General features: G+C 69.4%; 31 protein-coding genes and 1 riboswitch. Of the genes, 11 read left to right on the top strand and 20 right to left on the bottom strand.

Annotated elements, in window-relative coordinates:
- Positions 1–43: 43 nt before the first annotated feature.
- The gene (locus AC5RUW_RS01580; protein WP_494159544.1) at positions 44–874 is read left to right on the top strand and encodes a carbon-nitrogen hydrolase family protein; all 831 of its coding nucleotides are present in this window, start codon (positions 44–46) and stop codon (positions 872–874) included.
- Between the two features lie 11 nt (positions 875–885).
- Here AC5RUW_RS01580 and AC5RUW_RS01575 read toward each other — a convergent pair whose 3' ends face one another.
- On the bottom strand, positions 886–1,221 hold the full coding sequence (locus tag AC5RUW_RS01575) for a hypothetical protein (protein ID WP_494159074.1): 336 nt from the start codon (positions 1,219–1,221) through the stop codon (positions 886–888).
- Between the two features lie 356 nt (positions 1,222–1,577).
- Here AC5RUW_RS01575 and AC5RUW_RS01570 point away from each other — a divergent pair, with 356 nt between their 5' ends.
- The gene (locus tag AC5RUW_RS01570) at positions 1,578–2,117 is read left to right on the top strand and encodes a hypothetical protein (RefSeq protein ID WP_494159073.1); all 540 of its coding nucleotides are present in this window, start codon (positions 1,578–1,580) and stop codon (positions 2,115–2,117) included.
- On the opposite strand, the gene AC5RUW_RS01565 is transcribed toward AC5RUW_RS01570, so the two are convergent.
- The 3 genes from AC5RUW_RS01565 to AC5RUW_RS01555 all read right to left on the bottom strand — a co-directional run bounded on the left by AC5RUW_RS01565 (position 2,032) and on the right by AC5RUW_RS01555 (position 3,387).
- Positions 2,032–2,424: a DUF1622 domain-containing protein gene (locus AC5RUW_RS01565; RefSeq protein WP_494159072.1), complete on the bottom strand. Its 393-nt coding sequence runs from the start codon at positions 2,422–2,424 to the stop codon at positions 2,032–2,034. The genes AC5RUW_RS01570 and AC5RUW_RS01565 overlap by 86 nt on opposite strands.
- A gap of 152 nt (positions 2,425–2,576) precedes the next feature.
- On the bottom strand, positions 2,577–2,951 hold the full coding sequence (locus tag AC5RUW_RS01560) for a hypothetical protein (protein ID WP_494159071.1): 375 nt from the start codon (positions 2,949–2,951) through the stop codon (positions 2,577–2,579).
- 100 nt (positions 2,952–3,051) lie between these two features.
- Positions 3,052–3,387, bottom strand: a complete 336-nt coding sequence (locus AC5RUW_RS01555; RefSeq protein WP_494159070.1) for a hypothetical protein — start codon at positions 3,385–3,387, stop codon at positions 3,052–3,054.
- A gap of 174 nt (positions 3,388–3,561) precedes the next feature.
- Here AC5RUW_RS01555 and AC5RUW_RS01550 point away from each other — a divergent pair, with 174 nt between their 5' ends.
- A complete protein-coding gene (locus tag AC5RUW_RS01550; protein ID WP_494159069.1) occupies positions 3,562–4,818 on the top strand; it encodes an MFS transporter in 1,257 nt (418 codons plus the stop codon).
- Positions 4,819–4,887: 69 nt separating this feature from the next.
- Here the strand turns inward: AC5RUW_RS01550 and AC5RUW_RS01545 are convergent, their stop codons facing one another.
- From AC5RUW_RS01545 to AC5RUW_RS01530, 4 genes are all read right to left on the bottom strand, one after another.
- Entirely contained in the window at positions 4,888–6,354 is a 1,467-nt protein-coding gene (locus tag AC5RUW_RS01545) for an amino acid permease (RefSeq protein WP_494159068.1), read from the bottom strand.
- 69 nt (positions 6,355–6,423) lie between these two features.
- Complete coding sequence (locus AC5RUW_RS01540) at positions 6,424–6,771, bottom strand: DMT family transporter (protein ID WP_494159067.1); 348 nt, start codon at positions 6,769–6,771, stop codon at positions 6,424–6,426.
- A gap of 1 nt (position 6,772) precedes the next feature.
- Positions 6,773–7,087, bottom strand: a complete 315-nt coding sequence (locus AC5RUW_RS01535) for a DMT family transporter (protein ID WP_494159066.1) — start codon at positions 7,085–7,087, stop codon at positions 6,773–6,775.
- 10 nt (positions 7,088–7,097) lie between these two features.
- Positions 7,098–7,164: riboswitch (guanidine-III (ykkC-III) riboswitch) on the bottom strand.
- A gap of 39 nt (positions 7,165–7,203) precedes the next feature.
- Positions 7,204–7,827, bottom strand: a complete 624-nt coding sequence (locus AC5RUW_RS01530) for a flavin reductase family protein (RefSeq protein WP_494159065.1) — start codon at positions 7,825–7,827, stop codon at positions 7,204–7,206.
- Positions 7,828–7,922: 95 nt separating this feature from the next.
- On the opposite strand from AC5RUW_RS01530, the gene AC5RUW_RS01525 reads away from it, so the two are divergent.
- Positions 7,923–8,255, top strand: coding sequence for an antibiotic biosynthesis monooxygenase family protein (locus AC5RUW_RS01525; protein ID WP_494159064.1), 333 nt, complete (start codon positions 7,923–7,925; stop codon positions 8,253–8,255).
- Positions 8,256–8,265: 10 nt separating this feature from the next.
- On the opposite strand, the gene AC5RUW_RS01520 is transcribed toward AC5RUW_RS01525, so the two are convergent.
- The 5 genes from AC5RUW_RS01520 to AC5RUW_RS01500 form a co-directional block, all read right to left on the bottom strand.
- Positions 8,266–9,183, bottom strand: a complete 918-nt coding sequence (locus AC5RUW_RS01520) for an SMP-30/gluconolactonase/LRE family protein (protein ID WP_494159063.1) — start codon at positions 9,181–9,183, stop codon at positions 8,266–8,268.
- A gap of 115 nt (positions 9,184–9,298) precedes the next feature.
- Complete coding sequence (locus tag AC5RUW_RS01515; RefSeq protein ID WP_494159062.1) at positions 9,299–9,529, bottom strand: hypothetical protein; 231 nt, start codon at positions 9,527–9,529, stop codon at positions 9,299–9,301.
- Positions 9,530–9,689: 160 nt separating this feature from the next.
- On the bottom strand, positions 9,690–10,217 hold the full coding sequence (locus AC5RUW_RS01510) for a MarR family winged helix-turn-helix transcriptional regulator (protein ID WP_494159061.1): 528 nt from the start codon (positions 10,215–10,217) through the stop codon (positions 9,690–9,692).
- Between the two features lie 130 nt (positions 10,218–10,347).
- Complete coding sequence (locus AC5RUW_RS01505; RefSeq protein ID WP_494159060.1) at positions 10,348–11,361, bottom strand: LLM class flavin-dependent oxidoreductase; 1,014 nt, start codon at positions 11,359–11,361, stop codon at positions 10,348–10,350.
- Between the two features lie 86 nt (positions 11,362–11,447).
- Positions 11,448–11,813 carry a nuclear transport factor 2-like protein gene (locus AC5RUW_RS01500; protein WP_494159059.1) on the bottom strand — a complete coding sequence of 122 codons (366 nt, stop codon included), beginning with the start codon at positions 11,811–11,813 and terminating at the stop codon, positions 11,448–11,450.
- A 93-nt stretch (positions 11,814–11,906) separates the two neighbouring features.
- On the opposite strand from AC5RUW_RS01500, the gene AC5RUW_RS01495 reads away from it, so the two are divergent.
- The gene (locus tag AC5RUW_RS01495; RefSeq protein WP_494159058.1) at positions 11,907–12,206 is read left to right on the top strand and encodes a hypothetical protein; all 300 of its coding nucleotides are present in this window, start codon (positions 11,907–11,909) and stop codon (positions 12,204–12,206) included.
- 102 nt (positions 12,207–12,308) lie between these two features.
- Positions 12,309–12,803: a hypothetical protein gene (locus AC5RUW_RS01490; protein WP_494159057.1), complete on the top strand. Its 495-nt coding sequence runs from the start codon at positions 12,309–12,311 to the stop codon at positions 12,801–12,803.
- Positions 12,804–12,927: 124 nt separating this feature from the next.
- Here AC5RUW_RS01490 and AC5RUW_RS01485 read toward each other — a convergent pair whose 3' ends face one another.
- The 4 genes from AC5RUW_RS01485 to AC5RUW_RS01470 all read right to left on the bottom strand — a co-directional run bounded on the left by AC5RUW_RS01485 (position 12,928) and on the right by AC5RUW_RS01470 (position 18,090).
- Entirely contained in the window at positions 12,928–13,971 is a 1,044-nt protein-coding gene (locus AC5RUW_RS01485; RefSeq protein WP_494159056.1) for a hemolysin family protein, read from the bottom strand.
- Positions 13,968–15,353, bottom strand: coding sequence for a hemolysin family protein (locus tag AC5RUW_RS01480; protein WP_494159055.1), 1,386 nt, complete (start codon positions 15,351–15,353; stop codon positions 13,968–13,970). Before AC5RUW_RS01480 ends, AC5RUW_RS01485 begins: the two co-directional genes overlap by 4 nt.
- 198 nt (positions 15,354–15,551) lie before the next feature.
- Entirely contained in the window at positions 15,552–16,247 is a 696-nt protein-coding gene (locus AC5RUW_RS01475; RefSeq protein ID WP_494159054.1) for an alpha/beta hydrolase family protein, read from the bottom strand.
- A 40-nt stretch (positions 16,248–16,287) separates the two neighbouring features.
- Positions 16,288–18,090 carry an NAD(P)-binding domain-containing protein gene (locus AC5RUW_RS01470; RefSeq protein WP_494159053.1) on the bottom strand — a complete coding sequence of 601 codons (1,803 nt, stop codon included), beginning with the start codon at positions 18,088–18,090 and terminating at the stop codon, positions 16,288–16,290.
- Positions 18,091–18,329: 239 nt separating this feature from the next.
- Between AC5RUW_RS01470 and AC5RUW_RS01465 the strand changes: the two genes are divergently transcribed.
- Positions 18,330–18,932 (top strand): antibiotic biosynthesis monooxygenase, encoded by a 603-nt coding sequence (locus tag AC5RUW_RS01465; RefSeq protein ID WP_494159052.1) that lies wholly within the window; start codon positions 18,330–18,332, stop codon positions 18,930–18,932.
- A gap of 55 nt (positions 18,933–18,987) precedes the next feature.
- Here the strand turns inward: AC5RUW_RS01465 and AC5RUW_RS01460 are convergent, their stop codons facing one another.
- The 3 genes from AC5RUW_RS01460 to AC5RUW_RS01450 form a co-directional block, all read right to left on the bottom strand.
- Positions 18,988–19,932 carry a 5'-3' exonuclease gene (locus tag AC5RUW_RS01460; protein WP_494159051.1) on the bottom strand — a complete coding sequence of 315 codons (945 nt, stop codon included), beginning with the start codon at positions 19,930–19,932 and terminating at the stop codon, positions 18,988–18,990.
- Between the two features lie 147 nt (positions 19,933–20,079).
- Positions 20,080–21,063 carry a permease prefix domain 1-containing protein gene (locus AC5RUW_RS01455; protein WP_494159050.1) on the bottom strand — a complete coding sequence of 328 codons (984 nt, stop codon included), beginning with the start codon at positions 21,061–21,063 and terminating at the stop codon, positions 20,080–20,082.
- A complete protein-coding gene (locus AC5RUW_RS01450; RefSeq protein ID WP_494159049.1) occupies positions 21,060–21,398 on the bottom strand; it encodes a PadR family transcriptional regulator in 339 nt (112 codons plus the stop codon). Before AC5RUW_RS01450 ends, AC5RUW_RS01455 begins: the two co-directional genes overlap by 4 nt.
- A gap of 213 nt (positions 21,399–21,611) precedes the next feature.
- Here AC5RUW_RS01450 and AC5RUW_RS01445 point away from each other — a divergent pair, with 213 nt between their 5' ends.
- From AC5RUW_RS01445 to AC5RUW_RS01430, 4 genes are all read left to right on the top strand, one after another.
- Positions 21,612–22,019, top strand: coding sequence for a four-helix bundle copper-binding protein (locus AC5RUW_RS01445; RefSeq protein WP_494159048.1), 408 nt, complete (start codon positions 21,612–21,614; stop codon positions 22,017–22,019).
- A 97-nt stretch (positions 22,020–22,116) separates the two neighbouring features.
- On the top strand, positions 22,117–23,163 hold the full coding sequence (locus AC5RUW_RS01440; protein WP_494159047.1) for a glucose 1-dehydrogenase: 1,047 nt from the start codon (positions 22,117–22,119) through the stop codon (positions 23,161–23,163).
- Between the two features lie 116 nt (positions 23,164–23,279).
- Positions 23,280–24,635 (top strand): sensor histidine kinase, encoded by a 1,356-nt coding sequence (locus AC5RUW_RS01435; protein WP_494159046.1) that lies wholly within the window; start codon positions 23,280–23,282, stop codon positions 24,633–24,635.
- Positions 24,628–25,326 (top strand): response regulator, encoded by a 699-nt coding sequence (locus AC5RUW_RS01430; protein ID WP_494159045.1) that lies wholly within the window; start codon positions 24,628–24,630, stop codon positions 25,324–25,326. The genes AC5RUW_RS01435 and AC5RUW_RS01430 overlap by 8 nt, the downstream gene beginning before the upstream one ends.

Genomic DNA, 25,326 nt, shown 5'->3' with positions numbered 1-25,326 from the left:
GATCCGCGGTTGTGGCTAGGCTGGCGCTATGAGCAGCCCAACCATCCGGGTGTCCCTGGCGCAGATCAACAGCACTGCGGACCCCGCCGCGAACCTGGCCGTCATCCGTACCCGTGCCGAAGAAGCCCGGGCCGCCGGCGCCCGGCTGGTGGTCTTTCCGGAGGCCACCATGTGCGCCTTCGGCAATCCGTTGAAACCGGTGGCCGAGCCGCTGGACGGGCCCTGGGCCACGGCCGTGCGGGACATGGCCCAGGAACTGGACATCGTGATCATGGTCGGCATGTTCACGCCCGGCACGGACGGCAGGGTGCGCAACACCGCCCTCGTCACCGGGCCCGGAGTGGAGGCCGCCTACGACAAGATCCACCTGTTCGATGCGTTCGGCTTCGCCGAGTCCGACACGGTGGCACCCGGCGACCGTCCCGTGACCTTCACCCTCGACGGCGTCACCTTCGGCCTGGCCATCTGTTACGACATCCGCTTCCCGGCACTGTTCACGGCCAACGCCGCCGCCGGGGCGGACGTGAACATCGTCTGCGCGTCCTGGGGCGCGGGGGAGGGGAAGGCGGACCAGTGGACGCTGCTGGCCCGGGCCCGGGCGCTGGACAGCACCTCCTTCGTCCTGGCCGTGGACCAGGCCGACCCCGCCGCGGCGGGCGGCGAGGTACGCAGCAAGGCGCCGCTCGGCGTCGGGCACAGCCTGGCCGTCTCACCGCTCGGGGTGCCGCTGGGCGAACTGGGCGCCAAACCGGGCCTGCTCACGGTGGACCTGGACCTGGCGCAGGTGGCGCAGGTGCGTTCCCACCTGCCGGTGCTGGCCAACGCGAAGGCCGTGTCCGCCCCGGGCACGGCGACGGCGGCCGCAGGAGCCTGAACGTCTCCCGCTCAGGGCATGGCATCCTGGGCGGCAGCGCATCCCTCCGTCTTCGTGACAGAGGGGCGGCGTTCAGTATCCGGGCGCGCTTCCTTGCGGGTCTCGGCAGCGGGGGCCGGGGATGCGGCCTCGGTGCCGGTGCGCCGGTCACGGAACTGGCTGAAGCCCAGCCACGCCAGCGGCCCAAGCAGCGGCAGCACCACAATCGCCGTCCCCCAGGCCACCCGCGCCGGCAGCGGAAGGCACACGGCCCGCACCAGGCTGACGAGCGCCGCGGCGGCCAGGACGATGACCAGCACAGCGCCGAGAATAGCCAGGGGCATGAACAGCAGGTACTCGACCGGCATGGCGGATCGGCCTCTCTGATGAACTCATGGTGCTGCCTGTTGTCAGTGCGGCGGCCTGCCGGGACCCCGTTCGCGTGAGGCCCGGCAGGCCGATCGGTTTCAGCCTAGGATGCCCGTTCCGGCCGCGCATCATGCCAGGAGCTGACATTCCACCCGGCGTGTCCGACCATCGGATGACCGGTGGCGGGGCGGACGCCCAACTGCGTCCGGCCGGGAGGCTGTACCTCCATTCTCCGAACCGGAAGGGCTTGGGACATCAGGGCCAACCCTGAGAACAACCCTGATTCCTCCGACCGGCCGACGTCGGCCGGAAGGGTGCGGGGCTCCGCCTAAAGTACTCCGCCTAAAGTAAAGGCATGGCCGCCTCCGTTCCGACTCCGCCGCTGCCGCGCCGCCGCTCCGCCTTCGATGCGGTCATGGCGGGCTCCAGCCTGCCGATGGCCCTGCTGGTTCCGGTGTGGGTGTGCCTGGGGCGGACGTGGTTCGGCCCGGCGGGCTGGCTCTCCCACGCGCTGGCCTTCACCGCCGGTCCGCTGCTGGCCGTGGTGATGCTGTTGGCGGCGGCCAGGATCACCGCCAACGCAGCCGCCTACCGTCCGTTCGGGGCCCCGCGGCGCACCTCACTGCTGCTGCTGGGCCAGTATGCTGCGGCGGCGGGGGTCGGTTTCCTGCTGCCGGACTTCGGCGACGGAGTCGGGGTGCACGGCTCGGTGCTGTCCCGGCTGGCGGGGGACGAGTATGTCGGGATCTCCGCGGGGCTGGCCAATCCCCTGGGTATCGCGGCCCTCGGCCTCACCGTTGCCGTGCTGGTCACCGCCTTCCGCGATGCCGCCCGGACCCGTTCCCTGCAGCAGGCTGCAGCTGGTCACGCACCTGCCACGGCCAGCGCCCGGTGACCTCCAGCTGCAGTGAATAGCTGAGGAAGGTCCGGATCAGGACGATCACCGCCAGTACACCCAGGGACTCGAAGGTGGGCGTGATGGCTACGGTGCGGATGATATCCGCGGCCACCAGCAACTCCAGGCCGAGCAGGATGGAGCGGCCCAGCCGGCGTCGGAAGTCCTCGTACAGCCCGGTGCGCTCGCCGCGCAGCAGGGAGCGGATGACCACGGCCCCGGAGAGGAGGGCACCGACGACGATCGCCGCCACCCCGGCCAGGTCCATCAGCGCGCCGACGTCCTCGATGAAGTACTGAAAGTCCACGGCACCTCCCGACGCCGGCCCGCGCGGGCCCTGCCCCTATCTGCGGCCATGACGACCGGGGGTGTCAAGGGCGGCGGCGGGCCGCCCGCCGCGGGCCGGTGAATCCGGGCCCGAGGGGCAGCGGGCCCGCGGCATGGGCGATGCGGGGGAACTCAGGCAGCCTGCGCCGTGCCCAGATAGAAGGCGTGGTCGTCGTACGGATCCTGCCAGGCGGAGTCACTGCGCTGGATCCGCCGCACCAGGGCAGCCGCCAGCCACCGGTTGTGGGCCTGGCCGTCGTCGTCAATCCAATGCAGCAGCACGTGCGTGCGGGTCCAGGCGACCGCCTTGCCGTCCACCGTCACCCCCGGGACGGGACGCGCCCGGATATACGGTTCACGGCGGTACGGCGCATGCGTCACCCGGCCCGCCGGCCGGCCGGAACCCGCAGCGGCCGGGTCGGCGGCTGCCGGAAGCGGCGTGCCCGAGACGGAAACGGTGCGGGGCGGGACGGAGGCGGTGCGCGGGGCGGCAAGGGTGGCAGGCATTTCTCCACAGTGACTGCCGGCACTGACATTCCGTCAGAAAGCCGATCCCGGTCCGGTCAGGAAGCGGACGGTTAGGAACCCGACGATGGTGGCCGCTTGGTCAGGAAGCGAGGTCCCGCCACTTGGCGGCGGCGCGCTGGGACAGGGCGGTGCCGCCGTCGGCCACCCGCCGGGGCACCATGCGGATCACCGGGGCCAGCTCGGAGAGGTGGTGCACCCGATGGGTGGATCCGGCCCGGTTCATGACCAGGAAGGCCACGCACACCGGCGCGGCAAGCAGGGAAATCAGGGTGAGCACGCCCAGGCCGTAAAGGGCCAGCAGGGCGTACATCGGGGTGTCGAACAGGGTGGCGATGAAGGCGGCGCTGCCGAAGAGCAGCCAGAGCCAGAAGACACCGATCAGCACCAGGCACGTGCGCGCACGGCGGAAGAGCATCACAGAGCGTCGAGTGGCGGGCGCACCCGCCTGAGACCCAGTCCTCATCTTGCGTTTCTCCCCAGCTAACGGACCCCCCAGCTGGGCCCCCACGCTGAATATTAGCCCCTTTTTTCGTTGCGGGTGGGACCAAGGTGAAGAATGTTCCCTGACTGTGTCGAGGAGGGGAACATCATGGGAGCGAAGGCAGGCCCGGGGCTGCTGTTCATCCTGGTCTGCGCCATGGGCGCCGGCCCGGTGATGAACTACGGAATCAGCGCGGCCAGCACCCTGATCATCGCGGACCTGGGCATCAGCGAAGGGCAGTTCGGCCTGCTCGCCACGGGCTGCTTCCTCAGCGCCGCCCTGTGCTCGCTCTCCCTCGGCCGGCTCAGCGACCGGATCAGCTCCCGGGCACAGATGCTGATCATCTTCGGCGGCAGCGCCCTGGCCCTGCTGCTCATGGCGGTCTCCGGCAGCTACTGGTGGCTGCTGGCCGCAGCGGTGCTGGCCGGGCCCGCGCAGGCCATCTCCAACCCCACGACCAACCGGATCATCAGCCACCGGGTCGAGCCGCAGCGCCGCCCCGGCTGGCTGGGCATCAAGCAATCGGGAGTGCAGGCCAGCCAGCTCTTCTCCAGCCTCTTCTTCCCGGCCGCCGCGCTGCTCGCGGGCTGGCGCGGCGCCGCCGTCGCCGCCGCCGCCCTGCTGGGCCTGCTGCTCGCCTACGCCTGGCGGCACCTTCCCCCGTCGGCCGACGCCCTGACCGCCGCCGGCGCCGTCCGTGACACGCCCGCCGCGGACAGCCGGCCACATCCGGATGCGGCGGGCCGCCGCTTTCCGGGCGCGGTGTGGCTGCTGGCCGCGTTCGCCCTGTTCTCCGGCGCCGGCATGCAGGCCACCAACGTCTACCTGCCGCTGTTCGCCCAGCGGGAACTCGGCTTTCCGCTGCTGCTGGCCGGCGCGACGGCGGCAGCGGCCGGAGTCATCGGCGTCGCCTCCCGGGTCCTCTGGGGGCGCCGGATGGCCGGCGGCGTCTCGGCCGCCACGCTGCTGGTGATCCTGGCCCTCGGCGCGGTCGGCGGCGCGGGCCTGCTGCTGGCGGCGGGGGAAACCGGGGTGCCCGCCCTGCTGTGGACCGGCGTCGCGCTGCACGGGGCAACCGTGCTGGGCGTGAACGTGGTGGTCATGGCCGGGGTGCTGCGCCTGGTTCCCGGCTCCCGGGTGGGAGCCGCCTCCGGGGTGGTGTCGCTGGGCATGTACAGCGGCTTCGCGCTGGGGCCGCTGGCCATGGGCCTGCTGCTTGACCTTTCGGGACACTTCCTGGCCGGCTGGATCTTCGTCGGCTCCGGCTATCTGGTCTGCCTGCTCATCGGCGGGCTGCTGCACCTGTCCCGCAGGAGAGCCGCCCGCGTAGGTGCCGCGGATGGCGCGGCGGCCCCGGCGGGCTGACCCGGGCAGCGCCCTGCCGAGGCCCCGCCAAGGCCCCGGTGGGCAGGCGCCGCCGGGCCGGGCACCGGCCTAGCCCGTGGGCTCGGAGTCGGGGGACGCGCTGGGCTGCAGCCGGGGGCTGGACGGGTTCAGCAGCGAATGCCGCCGCCCGTAGAACATGTACAGCAGCAGGCCGATCACCAGCCAGATCCCGAACCGCAGCCAGGTTTCCCAGTGCAGCTGCAGCATGAGGAAGCCCGAGGCCAGCACGCCGAAGGCCGGTATCCACGGCATCAGCGGCAGCCGGAACTCCCGCGGCGCCTCAGGGGCCCGGTAGCGCAGCACGATCACCGCCACGCACACCACCACGAAGGCGGCGAGGATGCCGATGTTGGTCAGGTCGGCGACGGCGCGGATCGGGAAGAGTCCGGCCAGCACCGCCGAGGCGATCCCGGCGATCCAGGTGACCCGCTGCGGGGTGCCGCGGCGGTCGGTGCCGGCAAACCAGCCCGGCAGCAGCCCGTCCCGGCTCATCGAGAACCACACCCTCGTCACCCCGAGCAGGAAGGTCAGCATCACGGTCAGGATGGACAGCACCGCGAAGGCTGAGATCACCGTGGCGATCACGGGCAGCCCCACCGACTGGAACGCGGACGCAAAGCCCGCCGTCGGGCTGATGTCCCGGTAGTTCTGCATGCCGGTGAGCACCAGGGTGGCCAGCACGTACAGGAGCATGGCCACGCCCAGGGACAGCAGGATCGCCTTGGGCATGTGCTTCTTGCCTTCCTTGGCCTCCTCGGCGGCGGTGCTCATGGCGTCATACCCGAAGACCGCGAAGAACACGGTCGCGGCGCCGGTAAACACCGGGCCGAAGCCGTTGGGCAGGAACGGGGTGTAGTGCTCCGGGTTGATGTAGAAGATGCCCAGTCCCACGATGAACAGGATCAGCAGCACCTTAAGCCCGACCGCCACCAGCTCAAACCGGCCGAATGTGCGGGTGCCCCGGCTGAGGATGAAGGTGATGAACAGGCAGACGACGATGGCCGGCAGGTTCATCAGCCCGCCCTCGATCTGGTCGCCGGTGCCCTGCATCCAGATCGGGACGTCAATGCCGATTCCCGCCATGAACTCGGTGAAGTATCCGGAGATGCCTATCGCCACCACCGCGACGATCGCCGTGTACTCCAGCAGCAGGTCCCAGCCGATGAACCAGCCGATGACCTCGCCCAGGGCCACGTAGCCGTAGGTGTAGGCGGAGCCGGCCCGCGGCACCATGCCTGCGAACTCGGCGTAGGACAGCGCGGCGGCGGCACTGGCCAGGCCGGCGATGAGGAAGGAGATCAGCACGGCGGGCCCGACGCCGGGCGCGTCCTCCCCGCCGTTGGCCACCAGCCCGGCGAGGGTGAAGATACCGATGCCGATGATCCCGCCGACGCCGATGGCGGTCAGCTGCCACAGCCCCAGGCTGCGGAACAGCTTGGGGCCGCCGGTTTCATCCTCGACGTCGTCGATCGGCTTGCGCCGGAAGACCGACGACGGGTTGTTCCTGGTGCTCATCACGCAGCTCCTGCCGCCCGGGATTCTCGGACAGCAGTTAACACCCCGCAGCCGGTGCTGCCCAGCCCGTCAGGGCTTTTTTCCGCCCGCCGGTGCGCTGCGGGCCTCCACCAGGCGCAGACCGGCCACGCAGGCGATGATCCCGGCCAGGAACACGATCTTCAGCACGCCGGCCGCCTCCGCGCCGGTGAACATGGCCCACGCCGCGGTCAGTACCGCGCCCAGGCCGGTCCACACCGCGTAGGCGCTGCCCACCGGGATGCTGCGCATGGCCCGGGACAGGCCCATCATGGACAGGACGGCGGCCACGAAGAACACCACGGTCGGCAGCGGTCGGGAAAAGCCCTCGGAGGCGGCCAGGGCGGTGGCCCAGACGGCCTCCAGCAGGGCGCTGAGAATCAGGATCAGCCACGGCATGTCAGCTCACCGCCTTCAGGCCGATGACGCAGCCGATGATCCCGGCCAGCAGCAGCAGCTTCGCGGTGGTGGCCTGCTCGCGTCCGACGGCCATGGAATACCCGGCGGTCAGCACGGCGCCGATGCCCACCCAGACGGCGTAGGCGGTGCCCACCGGAATGGACTGCATCGCCCAGGCCAGGCCGGCCATGCTCAGCGTGATGGAGGCGACGAACAGCAGGGTGGGAAGGGGGCGGCGGAAGTTTTCGGATCGGTCCAGCGCGGTGGCCCAGACGGCCTCCAGCATCCCGGACAGAACCAGGACAAGCCAGCTCATGATGATTTCCTTTGGCCAGTCTTGTCGCTGTCCGGGTACTGATCCCTCGTCCGGGGGCCGCATACGCCCGGCCCTGATCCCACGGTAGCAAATTCGGGCGGCGCCGGCTGGCCGGATCAGCCGCCGGGCGGCGTGTAGTGCCCGGGCCAGTCCGCGGACCGGATCCGGCTGATGCTGCGGACCGGGCCGACGCCGGCCCACTCGTTGCGGCCCAGGCGCGAGAGCGGGCGCAGCCGGCTGATGTCGGGGTGTCCGTCGACCAGTGCCGCGTCGTCGACGGCGGCCAGGGTGACCTCGCCGATCACCATGAAGCAGTCGCCCACCGGCAGCACCTGGTGCAGGCGGCATTCCAGCACGGCGGGGGAGCCGGCCACCCGGGCCGGCGCGACGGTGACTGCGGGCTCCCGCACCACCCCGGCGGCGTCGAACTCGCTGGTGCCGGGCGGAAAGTCCGTGGCCGTGGCGTTGACCTGCTCGAACAGGTCCTCCGGCGCGAGGCTGACGGTGAACTCGCCGGTGGCGCGGATGTTGCGCAGTGTGTCCTTCTCGCCCACGGAGGTGAAGGCCACCATCGGCGGTTCCACCGACGCGACGGTGAAGAAGGAGTGCGGGGCCAGGTTGTCGCGCCCGGCGGCATCCATGCTGGCCACCCAGGCGATGGGACGTGGAACCACCACGGAGTTCAGCAGGCGGTAGAAGGCGGAGCCGGACATTTCGTCCGGGCGGAAATCTGTCCTCATGCCCCGAGCCTATCGGTGTTCGCGGCCCGCTCCGGGCCTTTCACGGATCACCCGGGACAGCCGCAGCCGCCGCCGGACAGGCCCATAATGGGGGCATGAGCATCATCAAGATCAACGCGATCACCGTGCCCGAGGACTCCGGCGACGAGCTCGCCCGCAGGTTCGCCGCCCGCGCCGGGGCCGTGGACAACCAGGACGGTTTCGAGGGCTTCGAGCTGCTGCAGCCCACCGACGGGCGCACCACCTGGCTGGTGGTCACCCGCTGGCGCGACGAGGAGTCCTTCCAGGCCTGGACGGCGTCCAGGAACTTCGCGCACGGCCACGGCCACGGCGAGGGGGCCGACGCCGGCCGGCAGCGTCCGGTGGGGGTCAGCGCTGAACTGTGGAGCTACCAGGTGGCCGGCGGCAGCGGGGGAAACCGCAGCTGATCGGCTTCCGCTAGGACCAGGGCAGGAAACTGCTCCGGGCGTCGCGGGCGTTGGTGCGGATCCGGTACAGGCTGCTGGAGGCCGTGATGTACAGGCTCTGCCCGTCCGCGCCGCCGAAGCAGAGGTTGCCCACCGTCTCGGGTACCGGGATGGTGAGCAGCAGCGCGCCGTCGGGCGTGAACACCTGCACCGCGCTGCCTGCGGAGGTCCAGAGGTTCCCGTTCGTGTCCACCCGGAATCCGTCGGCCAGTCCGTCCTGGATTTCGAGCAGCAGGCGCCCGTTCTTCACCCACCGGCCCGCGCCGACGTCGTAGGCGCGGATGCCGTGGCCTCCGCCCGGATAACCGGCCGGGGTGCGTTCGGGCAGCTCCATGGAGGTGTCGGAGACGTAGAGGATGCTCTCGTCGGGGGAGAAGGCCAGACCGTTGGGCATTCCGACGTCGAGGACCGCCGGCTGCACCGTGCCTGTGCCCGGGTCGAGCCGGAAGACGTAGTGGTCACCGTACTCAAGCTCGCCGGGATAGCCCTCGCCGTCTTTCAGGATGCCGTAGGAGGGGTCGCTGAACCAGATGGTCCCGTCGGAGGTCACCACCACGTCGTTGGGCGAGTTGAAGCGGTGGCCGTGCCACTGGTCGGCCAGGGGCTCGACGGCGCCGTCGCGGTCCCGTTCCATCCGCCGGCGTCCCTGCGAGCACTGGACCACGGATCCGTCCGGCGCCAGCGCCCGGCCGTTGGTGTACTCGACCTCGGTGGCGTAGACGCTGAGCTCGCCGGTGCGCTCGCTGTATTCCAAGATGCGGTTGCCGCTCACGTCGCTGAAGCGCACCGCCCGCCGGTCCGGAATCCAGGCCGGCCCCTCCGCCCAGGAAGCGCCGCTGGCTACCTTCTCCAGGCGGGCGGTGTCCGGAAGCAGATCGGAAGAACGCACGGTAAAGCTCCTTCGGAAGTTGCCGGACGGAGTCGAGCGGCGCGTCCGTCCGGGGCGGGTGGTTCCGGGTACCAAAAAGGCCGTCCCCCACCTGCACGGGGACGGCCCACAGGTCTTACTGCTGGGGAATGATCTGCAGCGAACCGGTATGCAGCAGCCGGTCCACGTCGTTGGTGGTCAGCCCTGCGGCCTTGGCAACCGCTTCAGGCTCAGTTCCCTCCTCGAGGGCATCCTGGACGACTTCTGCAAGTGCCTGCTCGGCACGGTCCAGTTCCCACTGCTGGACTTCCACACGGGAGGCAGCCATCACCAGGGGGGAGAGAGACTCGCTCGCTTCGTCCGCCACAGCGGTTCCTTCAGAAGCAATATCGTTCTCGAGGGGGGTCTGGGGTACCAGGGACATTGAGCTTCACCTCCGACTATTACATTTCCCTAACAAGTAGCTAGGAGAACTATTTATATCCGTCAGCATCCTGAAATGTCCAGCCTGCAGATACGGATGAATGCTAGTGGGACTGCTTTGGTTTCGCATGCTCCCCGTCCGTGTCGTCCAGGACCCGGGTCATCGCCTGCAGGAAGCGCGTGATGATGACCGCTTCCTGGGGCGTGAGTTCCTCCGCAGCGGCCAGCATGCGGCGGTGCATGAGGCCGAGCGTGTCCCGCACCTCGGCGTCGGCGTTTTCGGTCGGCAGGATTTCCAGCGCCCGCCGGTCGGTCGGGTGCGGGCGCCGCATCAGGTAGCCGCGGGCCTCCAGCCGATCCAGCAGGGCGGTGGTGGAAGCGGTGGAGATGTTCAGGATGCGCGACAGGTCCTTGGGGCCGATGCTGCGGCCGGCCTGCCGGGCCTGCATGACGTACCGGATGGCGAGCAGATCGGTCTCGTTCATCCGCATGGAGTCACGGGTGCGGCGCCGCATGGCGGCCTCCGCGGCGCGGTAGGTACGGAGGGCGTTGAGCACGTCGACGCTGTCTGCGGACTCGCGCTCGGGCACGTACCAATAGCCCGCACCGTTCGAAGTTGCTGGTGAGTCCATAGGCACTATCCTAGCCCCGCTTCTAGATAGGCCGTCTACCTATTGATGTTTCTCCGACGGGAAGCCGGTGTCTCCCCACCCTAGCAGCCCGGTTTTCCGGGCATCCCGCGGGTGGACGCGGGCTGCGGGGTCAGCGCCAGCCCGCGGCCGGGGCGACATGCTGCACGATGCTCTCCAGCAGGTGCGCGTTGTAGTCCACGCCCAGCTGGTTCGGCACCGTGACGAGCACCGTATCGGCGGCCTGCACCGCGGCGTCGGCGGCCAGCTCGGCGGCAATCGCATCCGGCTCGCCGATGTAGCTGCGCCCGAACCGGGAACGCACGCCCTCGAGGAGCCCCACCTGGTCGGTGCCGTCGGCCTGGGCCCGCAGGCCGAACCAGCGCCGGTCCTGCTCGGTAACCAGGGGAATGACGCTGCGGCTGACCGAGACCCGGGGCCCGCCCTCGTGTCCGGCGTCGCGCCAGGCGCCGCGGAAGAGCTCGATCTGCTCCGCCTGCAGCTCATCGAACGGCACGCCGGTGTCTTCGGTCAGCAGGGTGGAGCTCATCAGGTTCATGCCCTGCTCGCCCGCCCACCGCGCCGTCGCCCGGGTCCCGGATCCCCACCAGATGCGCTGCCCGAGACCGGGCGAGAGCGGCTCAACGGACAGCAGGCCCTCCTGCCCGCCGGTCATGGCCGGGTCCGCCGGAGCCATGCCCGCCCCGGCGATCGCGGCGCGGAACCGGGCGGTGCGGCGTCGGGCGTCCTCCGCCGGGTCCTCGGGCCGGTAGCCGAAGGCCTCCCAGCCGTGCAGGGCCGGCTCGGGGGATCCCCGGCTCAGGCCCAGCTGCAGCCGGCCGCCGCTGATCAGGTCCACGGCGGCGGCCTCCTCCGCCATGTACAGCGGGTTCTCGTAGCGCATGTCGATGACTGCGGTGCCCAGCTCCAGCCGGGAGGTGCGGGCCGCCATGGCCGCCAGCAGCGGGAACGGCGAGGCCAGCTGCGGCACGTAGTGATGCACGCGCAGGAACGCGCCGTCGGCTCCTACCTCCTCGGCGGCCACGGCCAGCTCCATGGTCTGCCGCAGCGCATCCTGCGCGGTGCGTACCTGCGAGCCGGGGATGTCCCGGTAATGGCCGAACGTGAGGAATCCGATGCGCTTCATGCTTCCCTGCAGCGCCGGAACCGGCTTCGATATTCCGGCGCAATGGCTGCCGAAGCGGCCGAGCCGGCGGAGGTGAGTCCGGCGGCTCAGGCGGGGCACTCGATGAGGTAGGTTCGAGCCTCTTTGATTTTGGCGGTCCTGGACGTGCTGGCGAATCTGAACACGTGGCTGAAGGAGAGCCGGCCTGAGCCGGATTCCAGGAAGCCATCGCAGGACGCGAGCCTGCCGTGCGTGATGATCGAAGTTACCTCGACGCGGCTGGTCGTGCCGTCCGGACACGCCTCATTGGCCGCGTCCCCGCCGCTGACCGGTTCTTGTCCAACGACGGTCCAGACGACGTCGTCGGTCAGCCATGCAGCGACTGCCCCGGTGTCTCTTCTGGCCCAGTTGGTGACGAATTCTATGGAGATTCTTGGCGCATTTCCACAGTCGGTGGGAAGAATGGTCTTCATGTGGGGCTGGGCGCGGGCCCCGGAGACCTGCGGCCGGACGCGTCGGCCGCGGGGCTAGGCTGGAACAAAGTCGTCAAAGAAGGAGCTATCCCCGTGAGTGCACTGCTGTCCTCCCTCGTCTCCAGCGCCGGCCTGCTGGGCGGCTACAAAACCGCCCGTGACACGGGCAACCGGCAGCTCGGCGGCGCCGTGCTCGCCGCCGCCGGAGCGGCCGCGTTCGCCCTGTGGAAGCGCGACGCGGGCACCGCCCGGGCCGCGGCGCTGACCGGTTCTTACGTGGCGGCCTTCGGCCTGTCGCACCCGCTGGCCAAGAAGATGGGCGCCTGGCCCTCGGTCTTCACCGTGACCGGGGCGATGGCCGCGGCCTCGTTGATCTTCGGCCGCCGCCGCTGAACCGGCCCCGCCCGCCCGTGACCGGGCCGGGTGCCCGCAGCCGGCCGAACCGGAGCCGCTAGGGTGGAAAACACCAAGGCAACGACGGCAAGGAGGCAACGCATGACACCCCCACGCGGACGCACACTGCTGAAGGCAGCGGCAACCGGAACCCTGGCCGGGCTGGCCGGTGTGGCGGCAATGACCGCCGGCGAGAAGCTGGAACAGGCCCTGACGCACCGGCCCAATTCCTACGTGCCGGCGCGGACGCTGCTCTCCCTGCTGGGCCGCAGGCCGGGCGACGAGCCGCAGTCTCCGGCGTGGAACCACGCCATGCACTGGGGCACCGGCGCCGCGCTGGGTGCGCTGCGCGGGGTCTGGTCCGTCACCGGCATCCGGGGCCCGCTGGCCAACACCTGGCACACCGTGGTGCGCCTGGCCACAGACCAGACGCTGGAAAACGCCACCGGAGTGGGTGCCCCGCCGCCCACCTGGGAGCGTCAGGACCAGATCGTGGACGTGCTGCACAAGAGCGTGTACTCCTGGGCCACCGGCGCGGCGTCGGACGCCATGATCCGGCCGGTGCTTGAGTCCCGGCGCGGCACCGCCAGCCACTGACGCCCTCCCGCCATCGGGCTCGGAGCAGAGACACAAACGCCGACGCCGGGCAGGAAGGTTCCTGCCCGGCGTCGGCGTTTGTGCCCGGGGCCGCCGTTCACTTCGGCCCCGGGCGGTACAGCGGTCAGCGCACGCGCATGGCACGGCTGTCGTCGCGGATCTGGCCCACGAGTTCCTCGATGACATCCTCGAGGGTGAGGATGCCGATGGTGCGGCCTTCGGCGTCGACCGCGGCCGCCAGGTGGGCGGCGTCGGCCTGCATGGCGGCCAGCGCCTGACGCAGCGGAGTGGTGACGACGATGCGCGGCAGCGGGCGGACGGCGTCGGCCGGGATGGGCATCTCGCGCTGCTCCGGGCCTGCGCTGAGCAGGTCCTTGATGTGCACGTAGCCTTCCAGACCGCCCGGCCCCGAAATCGGGAACCGGGAGAACCCGCCGCGCGCCACGGCCTCGGCCTGGGCCGGGGTGACGCCGGCCGGCAGGGTCTTGACCGTGCTGATCGGCAGGGTCACCTGCTTCACGGTGCGCTCCTCGAAGGTGAGGGCACCGAGGAGCAGCCGCTCGTCGCTGACGTCCAGCAGGCCGCCTTCGCGGGACTCCTCGACCAGGGCGGCCACCTCGTCGCGGGTGAACACGCTGGTCACCTCGTCCTTGGGCTGGACCTTCATGGCGCGCAGGATCAGGTTCGCGATGCCGTTCATGACCCACAGCAGCGGGCGCAGCACAGTGGCGATGCCCACCAGGATCGGGCCGAGGATCATGGCCATCCGCTCCGGGCCGGCCAGGGCGATGTTCTTCGGCACCATTTCACCGAAGACCACGTGCAGGTAGGTGACCAGGGACAGGGCGATCGCGAAGGCGATCGGGTGGACCAGGGCCTCCGGGATGCCGATCGCGTTGAACGGCACCTCCAGCAGGTGGGCGATGGCCGGTTCGCTGATCGCGCCCAGCGCCAGCGAACAGATGGTGATGCCCAGCTGGGCGGCGGCCATCATCAGGGAGACGTTCTCCATGGCCCCGAGCGTGACCTTTGCGGCCCAGGACCCGGCCTGCGCCTTGGGCTCGACGATGGTACGCCGGGCGGAGATCAGCGCGAACTCCGCGCCGACGAAGAACGCGTTGAACAGCAGCAGGAAAATGGTCAGCAGGATGCCGGTCAGGTCGCTCATCGGCGGGCCTCGCTTTCCTCGGCGCCGTCCGCGGCGTCAACAGGCTCGTGATGGGTGACGACGGCGCGCACCCGGACAATCCGGTGCTCATCGGTCTCCTCGACGCGGAGGACGATGGTGGCCGGGTTCACGCCGTGCGGGTTGTCCGCGGCGATGGTCACCTCGTCTCCCACCTGGGCCAGGCGTTCCAGCTCCAGGGTCACGAGGCCGGCGAGGGTCTCATAGTCGTCGTGCTCGGGCACGCAGGCACCGAGGTATTCGCTCGCCTCGTCGGGGCGCAGCAGGGCGTCGAGCACCCAGGACCCGTCGGCTGCCTGGACGGCGGAGGGGCCCTGCGGGTCGTGCTCGTCGAGCACTTCGCCCACGAGCTCCTCGACGAGGTCCTCCAGGGTGACCAGGCCGGCGGTGTCGCCGAACTCGTCCACGAGGACGGCCAGCTGCAGGCCGCCGGAGCGCAGAGTGTCCATCAGGTGGTCCAGTTCCACGGTGTCCGGGACCACGGTGACCGGGCCCATGACGGAGCTGACCGGCGTCGTTGCACGCTGCTCGTAGGGGATGGCGAGGCTGTGGCGCACGTGCACCAGGCCGAGCACCTTGCCTTCGTCCTCCTCGATGACCGGGAAGCGGGAGAACCCGGACTCGGTTGCCGCAGCGAGCATCTGCGCCACGGAGGTCTCCGGGGAGAGGTCGTGGATGCGGGCGCGGGGGGTCATCACGTCGCGGGCCCGGCGGTCACCGAAGGCGAAGGAGCGGGCGACCAGTTCGGCGGTCTCCGCGGCCAGTGCACCCTGCTTGGCTGAGTGCTGCACCAGGCCGGCGAGTTCCTGCGGGGAGCGGGCGGAGGCCAGCTCCTCCTGCGGCTCGATGCCGAAGGAGCGGACCACCTTGTTGGCGGTGCCGTTGAAGAAGCGCAGCAGGATGGCGGTGGAGCGGCTGAAGCCGCGCTGGAAGCCGGTAACGGCGCGGGCAGTGGCCAGCGGCTTGGCAATGGCCAGGTTCTTCGGCACCAGTTCGCCGAAGATCATGGTCAGGCTGGTAGCCAAGACCAGGGCGATGGCCACTGATACAGAGCGTGCCGCGACCTCGCCCAGGCCCATGTCCTGGAGCGGTCCGACGACGAGGGAGGCGATGGCCGGTTCGGCCAGGAAGCCGATGCCCAGGTTGGTGACGGTGATGCCCAGCTGGGCGCCGGACAGCTGGGTGGAGAGCGTGCGCATGGCTTTCAGCACGCCCTGGGATTTACGGTCGCCGGCTTCCGCGGAGGCTTCGACGTCGTTGCGGTTCACCGTAATCAGGGCGAACTCGGCGGCAACGAAGGCGCCGCAGGCGGCAATCAGAATAATGCCAATCAGGATGGCGACGACTTCCATCAGCCCCACCATCCCGTCTCAGTCTTCAGGCCCGAAGGCCAGGGTCTGTGACAGGGTGCGTCGCAGCGGGCGCTCATGATCTCCATACTTTTATCGACAATGGGAAAGCCGGCCTTGCCAGACCAGCTGTAACCAGAATAGCGAGTCCGGCTGACGCCGGTTACCAGCAAGTTCCCAGCCTGGCGTCGGGCGACGTCCGGCTGGACCTCCTCAGCTTGGCGGCGGGCATTCCGGGCCACGAGCCAGATGGTTCCGGCGAAGAAAGTCCAGGATTGTTGCGGCCAGTCCGGCGCCGACGTCGGCCGGCGGGCGCTTGTTGCCGGCGACGTTGAAGGAATGGTCGCCGCCCTCGATCGGTTCGACGCAGGCATTGGCGCCGATCCGCTCGGCGACCGGCTCCAGTTCGCCGGGCAGGGCGAAGGGATCGCGGGTGCCCTGCAGGAACAGCATGGGCAGGGTGAGGCCGTAGAGGTGTTCGTCGCGCAGCTTCTCCGGCTTGCCCGGCGGGTGCAGGGGATAACCGAGGTAAATCAGCCCGGCGGCCGTCATGCCTTCGGCCACGGCCATGGATGCCATCCGGCCGCCGAAGGACTTGCCGCAGGCCCACAGGGGTTCGCCCGCTGCGGCCCGCTCCTGCGCGGCGTCCATCACTGCACGCCAGGTGGCGATCGCCGTCGGCGCCTTGTCCGGGAACTTCTTTCCGGCCTCCCGGTAGGGGAAGTTGAAGCGCAGGGTGGCCGCGCCGCCGTCGTTCAGGGCGTCGGTGAAGCCGACCATGAACGGATGCTCCATCCCGGCTCCGGCCCCGTGGGCGACGACGACGGTCGCGAACGCGTCCTGCGGGCGGGCGTAGGCGGCGCTGACGTCGGTGTCGCCGACGGTGATTCGAAAGTCCTCCTGCTGCATGGTTCCAATCTAATGTGCGGGTGGAAGTGCCGCGTTCGTCTTAACGCCTGTGATGCGAAGGCTGTAATCCGTAGACCGGAGTCGGCAGCCCCTCCATCCGCGCCTTCAGCTGCAGGGCAAGGAAGAGCGAGTAGTGCCGGCTCTGATGGAGGTTTCCGCCGTGGACCCACAGGTGCTCGACGTTGGTGGGCTTCCACATATTTCGGAGTTCACCCTCCCAAGGGCCGGGGTCCTTTGTCGTGCCGGACCCAAAGCCCCAGCATTTGCCCACCTGGTCCGCGACCTCGGGGGAGATGAGGTCGGCGAGCCAGTTATTCATGGACCCGTAACCGGTGGCATAGATGACCATGTCAGCGTCCAGTTCCGTGCCGTCGTCCATGACCGCGCCGTTGCCGGTGAGCTTGGCAACCTGTCCGCGGTGAAGCTTCACCCGTCCGTCGATGATCAGCTGCGAGGCACCGACGTCGATGTAGTAGCCCGATCCGCGGCGCAGGTACTTCAGGAAAAGCCCGGATCCGTCTTCACCGAAGTCGAGCTCAAACCCGGCCTCCTGCAGCTGGCGGTAGAAGCCGGCGTCGTGCTCGGCGATCTGTTCGTAGATTGGAATCTGCGCCTCCGGAAGGATGCGGTAAGGCAGCGAGGCGAACAGCATGTCCGCCTTTTCGGTGCTCACTCCGGCGGCCAGCGCACGTTCGGAGTACAGGTCGCCGAGGGCGAACTCCATCAGGGAGTCGCTGCGGACCACATGGGTGGAGGAACGCTGGACCATGGTGACGTCGGCGCCGTGTTCCCACAGGTCAGCCGCGATGTCATGAGCCGAGTTGTTGGAACCGATGACCAGGGCTTTCCGTCCGGTCTGGTCGCCCCCGCCTGGATACTGGGAGGAATGGTACTGCTCGCCGAGGAAGGCCTTGGCACCGTCGAATTCGGGGATGTGGGGGTAGCCGGAAACGCCGAGGGCGAAGACCAGCTGCTTGGGACGAAGGACGAGATCCTCACCGTGCCGGTGCACGCGGACTTCCCATTCGCCCTCGGTTTCGTTGAACCGGGCGTTGAGGCACTCGGTACCGGACCAGTAGTCCAGTTCCATGACGGCGGTGTAGTGCTCCAGCCAGTCCCCGATCTTGTCCTTGGGCGCGAAGACCGGCCAGTCATCCGGGAACGGCAGGTACGGCATGTGGTCGTACCAGACCGGGTCGTGCAGGGCGAGGGACTTGTAGCGCCGGCGCCAGGAGTCACCGGCCCTTTCGTTGCGCTCGATGACCAGGGTCGGCACGTTGAGCCGGCACAGCCTTGCGGCAAGGCCGACGCCGCCCTGGCCGCCGCCCACGATGACGCAGTACGGCTGATCCTCGCGCCCGAGCCGTTCCTGCCGATCGAGTTTTTCCTCCAGCCAGGATTTCCGACCGCGGGCGATTGTGTGTTCCACGCCTTTGGCCCGCCGCGGACCCTTCGCCTCTTCGTAGCCCTTCAGCTCCTGCAGAGTAGTGAGCAGGGTCCAGCACCTGCCGCCGCGCAGGCGCAGGTGGCCCCAGCCGCGGCCTGCCCCGGTTTCGAAGGTGATCCACGCTTCGATCAGCCCGGCGTCGCCGGTGGCGGGCTCGGCCAGGGCCCAGCCCGAGGGCGCGGTGTCGTCCAGGACGGCCTCGAGCATTTCGGTGATCTGGCTCCGGCCTTCACATGTCTTGAGGTTCCAGGTGAAGGAAACGAAGTCCCGCCACAACCCGTCCGTTTCGAACAGGTCTGCGGCCGCCTCGGCGTCGCGTTCGGTGAGCGCCGTATCAAGCCTGCGAAGCCAGTCCTCCACGGTCCGATCGAGTTGGGGTGCTGCGGTGTCGGGCATGTCCACTCCTTCGTGGGGCGAGCTTGAACGGGGACAGTAAACCCCCGTCCCCGGTCCAGGGGAAGACGTGCGGGACCTGTCGTTCCGGTCTTGACTGTTTCGTGCCAGACGGGTTGGGCGCGGCCGTCCACGTTTGTCCGTCAACGCCGACCCGGCCGAAGAAATTGGCCCACGCGGGTGCTGAGCATCACCTGTCGTGAAGTCGCCGCCTCCGCCGGACCGCCCGGATACTTGAACCCATGACAATCACCTCCGCTGAAACCCTTCCGGCCCGGGAGCCGGAAGCGGTTACGGTCTCGATCACGCGCCGGGTCGATCCCCGCCGCGTTCCCGAGGTCACGCACTGGGTCCAGGACGGCGTCAACCTCGCCAATGCCTGGCCCGGGTTCCTCGGCTCGGGCTGGGTCCGCGCCTCGGCCACCTCCGACGAATGGCACATGCTCTACCGGTTCGCCGACGAAGCCACGCTCGACGCCTGGGAGCAGTCCGATGAGCGCCGCACCTGGCTCGAACGCGGCCGCGACATGGTCGAAGACCGCACCGTCACCCGCCGCACCGGCATCGAGGGCTGGTTCGACGCGCCGTCGGCCACCACCGACCTGCAGACACCCGTCAAGCCGCCGGCCTGGAAGCAGTCGATCGCCATCTGGCTCGGCTTCTTCCCCGTGAACCTGGTCTTCACCTGGCTGATCGGGCTGGCGTTCCCCGAGTGGGACGCCCTGTTCATGCCCCTGCGTGTATTCCTCACCACCGCCATCCTGACGCCCATCATGGCCTACTGGGTGCTGCCCTGGGTGACCGGCATGCTGCAGCCCTGGCTGCAGAAGCCCCGCCGCCGCTGAGCGGCACGCTCCAAGACCACCAACGACGGCGGCGGCCCGGCCGGGTCGCCGCCGCTCAGGAACCCCCGCGCTGATCCAGCGCCGCCAGGAACCGGCGCACCGACCCGCCCAGGTTCCATTCCTCCGCCAGCCGCTCCAGCTCGGCCCGGTGGTCCCCGCCGACCGGGTGCAGCTGCGCGCCCGCCTCCTCCAGGGAGGGCAGATCGAGGTCCCGGACCACGCGTACGACGTCGGGCGCTACCTGGAGGTAGTCCGCCGCGGCGGCCAGCTTGGCCCGCACACCGGAGGCCAACCCGCTGTCCCGGTCCTCCGCTGCGGCGAGCAGCGCTTCGAGCGTGCCGTACTCGGCCAGCAGCGACGCGGCGGTCTTTTCACCGATGCCGGAAACACCCGGCAGCCCGTCCGACGCGTCGCCGCGCAGGGTCGCGTAGTCCGCGTACTGCTGCGGCAGCACCCGGTACTTGGCGACCACCTCCTGCTCGGTGAGCACCTCCAGGTTCTTCATGCCCCGCGCCGTATAGATCACCCGCACTCCGCGCGCGTCGTCGATCAGCTGGAACAGGTCCCGGTCCCCGGTGACGACATCCGTGGGCAGCTCGGCGCGGCTCGCATAGCTGCCGATCACATCGTCCGCCTCGTGCTCAGCGGCGCCGACGACGGCGATGCCGCCCAGTTCCAGCACCCGGCGGATCAGCGGGATCTGCGCTTCGAGGGGATCCGGGACCACCTCGGTGTCCGGGCCGACGTCGGACGTTTCCGCGACCCGGTGCGCCTTGTAGGTGGGCAGCAGGTCCACCCGCCACTGGGGGCGCCAGTCGTCGTCCCAGCAGGCCACCAAGTGGGTGGCACCGTAATCCACGGTGAGCCGGGCGATCATGTCCAGCAGCCCGCGGACGGCGTTGACCGGGGTGCCGTCGCTGCATTTGATGCTGTCCGGAACGCCGTAAAAGGCGCGGAAGTACAGGGAGGCGGTGTCGAGCAGCATCAGGCGCTGGGGCATAGCTGATCCTTGCACGATCCGGGTGCCCACGTCAGGTTCGGGGTCCGCGTGGTCCGGCCGCAGCACCCCCCCGTCGCAGCGGGAAGCCGGCCCGGGACTCGAAGTCCCGGGCCGGCCCATCGTGTCTCCGCCGTGCCGGCGACCCCGCTAAACCGTGGCCGGTTGCCGCGGAGCTTCCTGCCGCTCGGCCTTCCAGGCCTTCACGAACCCGTCGGCGATGTCCCAGAGGCCGATGAAGAGCACGAACGCGGCGGTGATGCCGTTGATCCAGCCGGTGTTCGCGCCGTCCCAGTTCGCCTCGGCCAGGAAGGCCCAGTTGTAGACCTGGTCCGTGGCCAGCAGCCACAGGACCGGAACCATGAACAGCAGGCCCAGCACCGTGTTGACGGCGGCGGAGCCCCAGGTCCAGCCCCTCCGCAGGTACAGTGCCACGGCGAAGGCGATCTCCACCGCCAGCAGGACGATCACGTAGGGCAGCCAGAAGCTCCACAGCCCGTCGTTCAGCACCGGGACGGGTTCCCCGTTGAGGTACAGGGCCGAGCCGAAGTGCTGCCAGATCAGCACGGTGATGAAGATGCTCAGCATGATGACCGAGGCGACGGTGTCACCCAGCGAGACCTGGGACCGCCGCGGCAGCTGGGGCAGCTGCTCCGGGGTCCACCGGGCCAGGCCGAGGTCGCTGCGCCGGGTGCCGGTGCTCTGGATGAGGTAGAACGCCAGGGTCACCCAGAACGCGATGTTCACGACGACGCTGATGCCCAGGCCGATCGCCGAACCGATGGCGCCGCCGATGTCCGCTGGATCGAGGGCGAGCCGGATGATGAGGTTGGCGACGACGGCGAGCGGCACCACGATGATCAGCAGCGTCTTGAGCAGCCGCCACCAGTCCAGGAACAGGTCCGGTCCGATCAGGTACAGCGGCCGGTCCGCGTACCGGGCGGCCAGGCGCGCCGGATCGCCGAATTCGGTCAGGACCGCGGTTTCGGCCGATGCGGGCGTCTCGCCGGCTTCGACCCGGGCCTCGACGGCGTCGGAGATCGAGCCGCGCAGCTCCCGGTCAATGTCCGAGCGCTGGTTCTCCGGAATCGACTTGAGGGCGGTGAAGACGTAACGGTCGATGAGCGTACTCATGAGGGCCTTCCTTCATTGAGCTGCCGGATAGAGGTGTGCAGGTCGTCCCAGTCTTTGAGCAGCAGGTCCAGCAGTTCCCTGCCCTGCTCGCTGGTGGTGTAGAACTTCCGCGGCCGCGCCTCTTCGGTGTCCCAGGAGCTGGTGAGCAGTCCCTGTTTTTCCAGACGGCGGAGCAGCGGGTAGAGGGTGTTCGCCTCGACGCCGAAACCCGCGTTCCCGAGCGCCTCCAGCAGGCCGTAGCCGTATCCGGGGCGCTTGAGGATGGACAGGCAGGCCAGCACCACGGTTCCCCGGCGCAGTTCCTGCAGATGTCCGCTCAGCAGATCTTCATCCATGTCCAACACGATAGTGTGTGTCACACAATATTGGAAGAGGAAAGATCGTTTTTCCCGCACCCCTGCGCGCCGGGACAGGGGACGGGCTGTGGCCCTGAGAGTTGTCCGGCGTCGTAGATCATCAGTAGCCTGATAATTGTGGGCCGACGGGGCTGTGCCTCTTCGCAGCGGTGCGGCCTGCCGGTAACTGCACATCAGGCGATTGGAGAAGAAATGACCCACGTCCAGCCCATGCTCGATACCTACCCCGGTGACCTCGGGATCGACCAAGCGGCGCTCGCCGAGTGCATCGCGGCCTGCTACGACTGCGCCCAGACCTGCACCGCGTGCGCCGATGCCTGCCTGGGGGAGGAGATGGTCGCCGAGCTGCGCCGCTGCATCCGCACCGACCTCGACTGTGCGGCGGTCTGCTCGGCCACCGGGCAGGTGCTCTCCCGCCAGACCGCCCGGGATCCCTACCTGGTCCGCGCTCTGCTGGAAGCCTGCCGGGCCGCCTGCCGGGTCTGCGCCGAGGAATGCGAGCAGCACGCCGACATGCATGAGCACTGCCGCATCTGCGCCGAGGTTTGCCGCCGCTGCGAAGCGGCCTGCGCGGATCTGCTCGCCGTGCTTCCCGCCTGATACCACTTCGCAGGCGCCGATAATTGAACCAGACAACCAAACCACGGCCTGGTGCGGTGCATCCGGGCGACCCATTCAGCGAGAGGCAAGACAGCACATGAAGGCCATCAGCGTTATCCCCGGCGATCCGGACTCCCTGCGGCTGGCGGACTTCAAGGAGCCCCGCGCGGAGGAAGGATCGGTCCTCGTGGAGGCGCTCGCCGTCGGCCTCTGTGCCACGGACCGCGAAGTGATCGACGGCGGACACGGGGAAGCGCCGGAAGGGCACCGGGAGCTGGTTCTTGGCCATGAGAACCTAGGGCGGGTCCGCGAGGCACCGGCGGAATCGGGTCTGGAACCGGGCGACCTGGTGGTCGGAATCGTGCGAAGCCCCGATCCGGAACCGTGTGCCGCCTGCGCCGCCGGGGAGTTCGACATGTGCCTGAACGGCGGGTACCGCGAGCACGGCATCATGGGCATGGACGGCTTTGCCCGGCAGCTCTGGCGCGCCGAGCCGGATGAACTGGTGCGGCTGGATCCGGAGCTGGAGCCCGTGGGCGTCCTGCTGGAGCCGGCCACCGTGATTGCCAAGGCCTGGGAGCAGATCGAGGAGATCGGCCGCCGGGCCTTCTTCGAGCCGAAGGTGGCTGCCGTGACCGGCGCCGGACCCGTAGGACTGCTGGCCGCCTACTTTGGTATCCGCCGGGGCCTGGAGGTCCACGTCTTCGACCTCGAGGAGGGCGCGAAGGCGGACCTCGTCCGGGACCTTGGCGGTATCTTCCACACGGAGACGCTTCCCGAGTCCGGGCTTGAGCCGGATGTCCTCATTGAATGCACCGGCGTGCCCTCCGTGGTGCTCCATGCCGTGAGCGCAGCAGGAAGGAACTCCATCACCTGCCTGGCCGGCGTGTCCGACGGCGGGGAGGAGATCCCGGTGGACGTGGGCGCACTGAACAAGGAAATGGTGCTGGGCAACGCCGTGGTTTTTGGCACCGTGAATGCCAACCGCCGCCACTACCTGCAGGCCGTGGAGGCCTTCACCGGCGGCAACACCGCATGGCTGCGCCGCCTGATCACCCGCACCGTGCCCCTTTCCGACTGGCGGCAGGCCTTTGATCCGCAGGAGGACGACATCAAGGTGGTCGTCGACTTCAGCGCCGGCTGAGATGCGGCGCGGCAGGGCGGTGGATTTCAGCCCCAGGGCTGGAATCCGACTACCGCAGGGCGGAAACGCAGCGGATGTCCGGCGACGGGCCCGAAGCGGCCGCTAGCCTGCTCGGCATGGACAACCTGACCCGATTCCTTCGCACCTGGGGTGCGCCGTGCGCCGCGGCCGTCTTTTTCACGCTCTGGTGCATCGGGGAAGCCGGCCGCATGGGCGGCAGCTTCCTCGTCTGGCCCGGCGCCCCAACGCTGACCGCGCTCACCCTGGCCATCGGCCTCGCCGCCGTCGCGCCCTTGGCCTCATTGGTGTTTGCTGTCCTGCTGGCTGCCGCGCTCCTCGGGCACCTGGTGGGTCCCTTGTCCAGCGACTGGGCGATCTACCTGGGGGTGGGATATGCGTTGTTTTTCGCGGCCCTGAACCCCAGGACCCGTGCCTGGCACGGCCCGGCGGCAGCGCTGGTCTTCTCCTGCATCTTTGCTTTCCTGATGGTCTCCCGGCAGTACGGCTCGGGTGTCGGCTGGCTGTGGGTTCTGGGAGTGGCCCGTCCGACGATGTTCGCGTACTGGCTGATGGTCTCCGGACTGCTGCTGGTGATCATGCTGCTGTGCTGGCTGCCCGGGATGGCGCTGCGCCTGAGGGAGGAGCGGGGCTGGCTCACCGGGGCCCGGCTGAAGGCCGAGGAGAGCCTGCGCCACGCCGAAATCGACCTCGTCGTGGAGCAGGAGCGCAATCGGATCGCCCGGGACCTGCACGACGTGCTCGGCCATTCCCTGGCCGTGATTGCCGCCCAGGCGGACGGCTCGCGGTATCTGGGCAAGGACCAGCCCAAGCCCGTGCTGAACGCGCTGGAGAACATTGCCTTGGCGGCCCGACGGGCGCTCGCCGACGCCCAGCGGGTCATCGACGGCGTACGTGAGGACAGCCTCGAGCGGGCGCCCCAACCCGGCCTCGCCGATCTGGATACCCTCATCGCACAGATGCAGGCGGGCCAGCTGAGTATCGAGCGGACCGAATCCGGGGCGCCGGTCGAGCTTGAAACAGGCCAGCAGCTGGCGGTCTACCGGATCGTCCAGGAGGCGCTGACCAACGCCCTGCGCCACGGCGGACGGGGAACGGCGGTCATGATCCATCTCGACTGGAGCGGTCCGGGCCTGGCCCTGCAGATCGGTTCCCGCGGTGCTGCCCCCGAAGGCGGTGGGGCAGGCGGGCCCGACGCCGGTACGGACCCCGGGAGCGTGGCATCGGAAAGCGGTGGACCGGGCGGACAGCCGGGACGCATCGGCCGGGGCATTCCAGGCATGCGGGAGCGGGCGAACCTGGCGGGCGGCTGGCTCACCGCCGGTCCGGACGGCGCGGACTTCCGGGTGACGGCCTTCATTCCCTACAGTGCGGCTGCGGTATCTCCGGGCTTGGCTTCGGCGGCCTTGCCCGCAGCGGAACCGGCACTTGCACTTGGCCGCGCCGGTGAGTGAGGCGGAGGCCGAGGCGGGGTCCGCCATCCGGGTCGCTCTTGTGGATGACCAGGCCCTCTTCCGGTCGGGCCTGCGGATGCTCATTGACTCCCAGCCGGACCTGGTTTTCTGCGGGGAGGCCGAGAACGGGGAGGCAGCGGTGGCGCTGGTCACCGAGGCGGTGCCGGACGTGGTGCTGATGGACCTGCGCATGCCGGTGCTCGGCGGGGTCGCCGCCACGGCTCGGATCACGGCCGCCGCCCGGGAGGCGGGCTTCGAACCGCCCAAGGTCATCGCGTTGACCACCTTCAACCGTGACGCCGCGGTTGTGGACGCGGTGGCGGCCGGTGCCAGCGGCTACGTGCTCAAGAGCTCGGACCCCGAGTTCCTTCTGGCAGCGATCCGGACCGTGCACTCCGGCTACTCCGTGATCGCGCCCGGCTCGGTGCATGACCTGTTCCGGCACGCGGCCCGTTCCACCTCCGTTTCGGCCCCCGGCCCGCGGGTGGAGGCGCTGGCACCGCTCTCACCCCGCGAACGGGACGTCTTCCTCCTGGTGGCCAAGGGGTTGGGCAACGCGGAGATCGCGGCGGCTGAGTTCGTGGCCGAGGCGACCGTGAAGTCTCAGGTCCGCAGCATCCTTGCCAAGCTGGGGCTGAAGACCCGCACCCAGCTGGTGGCCTATGCCTATGAGAACCGGCTGATGGGCTGA

The organism is Arthrobacter sp. Y3222053, assembly GCF_059092805.1.
The sequence above is the reverse complement of the archived record's forward strand: the minus strand, read 5'-3'. Positions and strand labels throughout refer to the sequence as shown.

Coding starts and splice junctions, on each gene's coding strand:
- AC5RUW_RS01470 (WP_494159053.1), bottom strand. CDS start 18,090: ATGCCCGACACCGCAGCACCCCAACTCGATCGGACCGTGGAGGACTGG.
- AC5RUW_RS01445 (WP_494159048.1), top strand. CDS start 21,612: ATGACCCACGTCCAGCCCATGCTCGATACCTACCCCGGTGACCTCGGG.
- AC5RUW_RS01500 (WP_494159059.1), bottom strand. CDS start 11,813: ATGAAGACCATTCTTCCCACCGACTGTGGAAATGCGCCAAGAATCTCC.
- AC5RUW_RS01540 (WP_494159067.1), bottom strand. CDS start 6,771: ATGCCGTGGCTGATCCTGATTCTCAGCGCCCTGCTGGAGGCCGTCTGG.
- AC5RUW_RS01460 (WP_494159051.1), bottom strand. CDS start 19,932: ATGCCCCAGCGCCTGATGCTGCTCGACACCGCCTCCCTGTACTTCCGC.
- AC5RUW_RS01560 (WP_494159071.1), bottom strand. CDS start 2,951: ATGCCTGCCACCCTTGCCGCCCCGCGCACCGCCTCCGTCCCGCCCCGC.
- AC5RUW_RS01435 (WP_494159046.1), top strand. CDS start 23,280: ATGGACAACCTGACCCGATTCCTTCGCACCTGGGGTGCGCCGTGCGCC.
- AC5RUW_RS01550 (WP_494159069.1), top strand. CDS start 3,562: ATGGGAGCGAAGGCAGGCCCGGGGCTGCTGTTCATCCTGGTCTGCGCC.
- AC5RUW_RS01505 (WP_494159060.1), bottom strand. CDS start 11,361: ATGAAGCGCATCGGATTCCTCACGTTCGGCCATTACCGGGACATCCCC.
- AC5RUW_RS01440 (WP_494159047.1), top strand. CDS start 22,117: ATGAAGGCCATCAGCGTTATCCCCGGCGATCCGGACTCCCTGCGGCTG.
- AC5RUW_RS01545 (WP_494159068.1), bottom strand. CDS start 6,354: ATGAGCACCAGGAACAACCCGTCGTCGGTCTTCCGGCGCAAGCCGATC.
- AC5RUW_RS01450 (WP_494159049.1), bottom strand. CDS start 21,398: ATGGATGAAGATCTGCTGAGCGGACATCTGCAGGAACTGCGCCGGGGA.
- AC5RUW_RS01530 (WP_494159065.1), bottom strand. CDS start 7,827: ATGAGGACAGATTTCCGCCCGGACGAAATGTCCGGCTCCGCCTTCTAC.
- AC5RUW_RS01485 (WP_494159056.1), bottom strand. CDS start 13,971: ATGAGCGACCTGACCGGCATCCTGCTGACCATTTTCCTGCTGCTGTTC.
- AC5RUW_RS01575 (WP_494159074.1), bottom strand. CDS start 1,221: ATGCCGGTCGAGTACCTGCTGTTCATGCCCCTGGCTATTCTCGGCGCT.
- AC5RUW_RS01465 (WP_494159052.1), top strand. CDS start 18,330: ATGACAATCACCTCCGCTGAAACCCTTCCGGCCCGGGAGCCGGAAGCG.
- AC5RUW_RS01510 (WP_494159061.1), bottom strand. CDS start 10,217: ATGGACTCACCAGCAACTTCGAACGGTGCGGGCTATTGGTACGTGCCC.
- AC5RUW_RS01555 (WP_494159070.1), bottom strand. CDS start 3,387: ATGCTCTTCCGCCGTGCGCGCACGTGCCTGGTGCTGATCGGTGTCTTC.
- AC5RUW_RS01475 (WP_494159054.1), bottom strand. CDS start 16,247: ATGCAGCAGGAGGACTTTCGAATCACCGTCGGCGACACCGACGTCAGC.
- AC5RUW_RS01455 (WP_494159050.1), bottom strand. CDS start 21,063: ATGAGTACGCTCATCGACCGTTACGTCTTCACCGCCCTCAAGTCGATT.
- AC5RUW_RS01570 (WP_494159073.1), top strand. CDS start 1,578: ATGGCCGCCTCCGTTCCGACTCCGCCGCTGCCGCGCCGCCGCTCCGCC.
- AC5RUW_RS01480 (WP_494159055.1), bottom strand. CDS start 15,353: ATGGTGGGGCTGATGGAAGTCGTCGCCATCCTGATTGGCATTATTCTG.
- AC5RUW_RS01490 (WP_494159057.1), top strand. CDS start 12,309: ATGACACCCCCACGCGGACGCACACTGCTGAAGGCAGCGGCAACCGGA.
- AC5RUW_RS01535 (WP_494159066.1), bottom strand. CDS start 7,087: ATGAGCTGGCTTGTCCTGGTTCTGTCCGGGATGCTGGAGGCCGTCTGG.
- AC5RUW_RS01525 (WP_494159064.1), top strand. CDS start 7,923: ATGAGCATCATCAAGATCAACGCGATCACCGTGCCCGAGGACTCCGGC.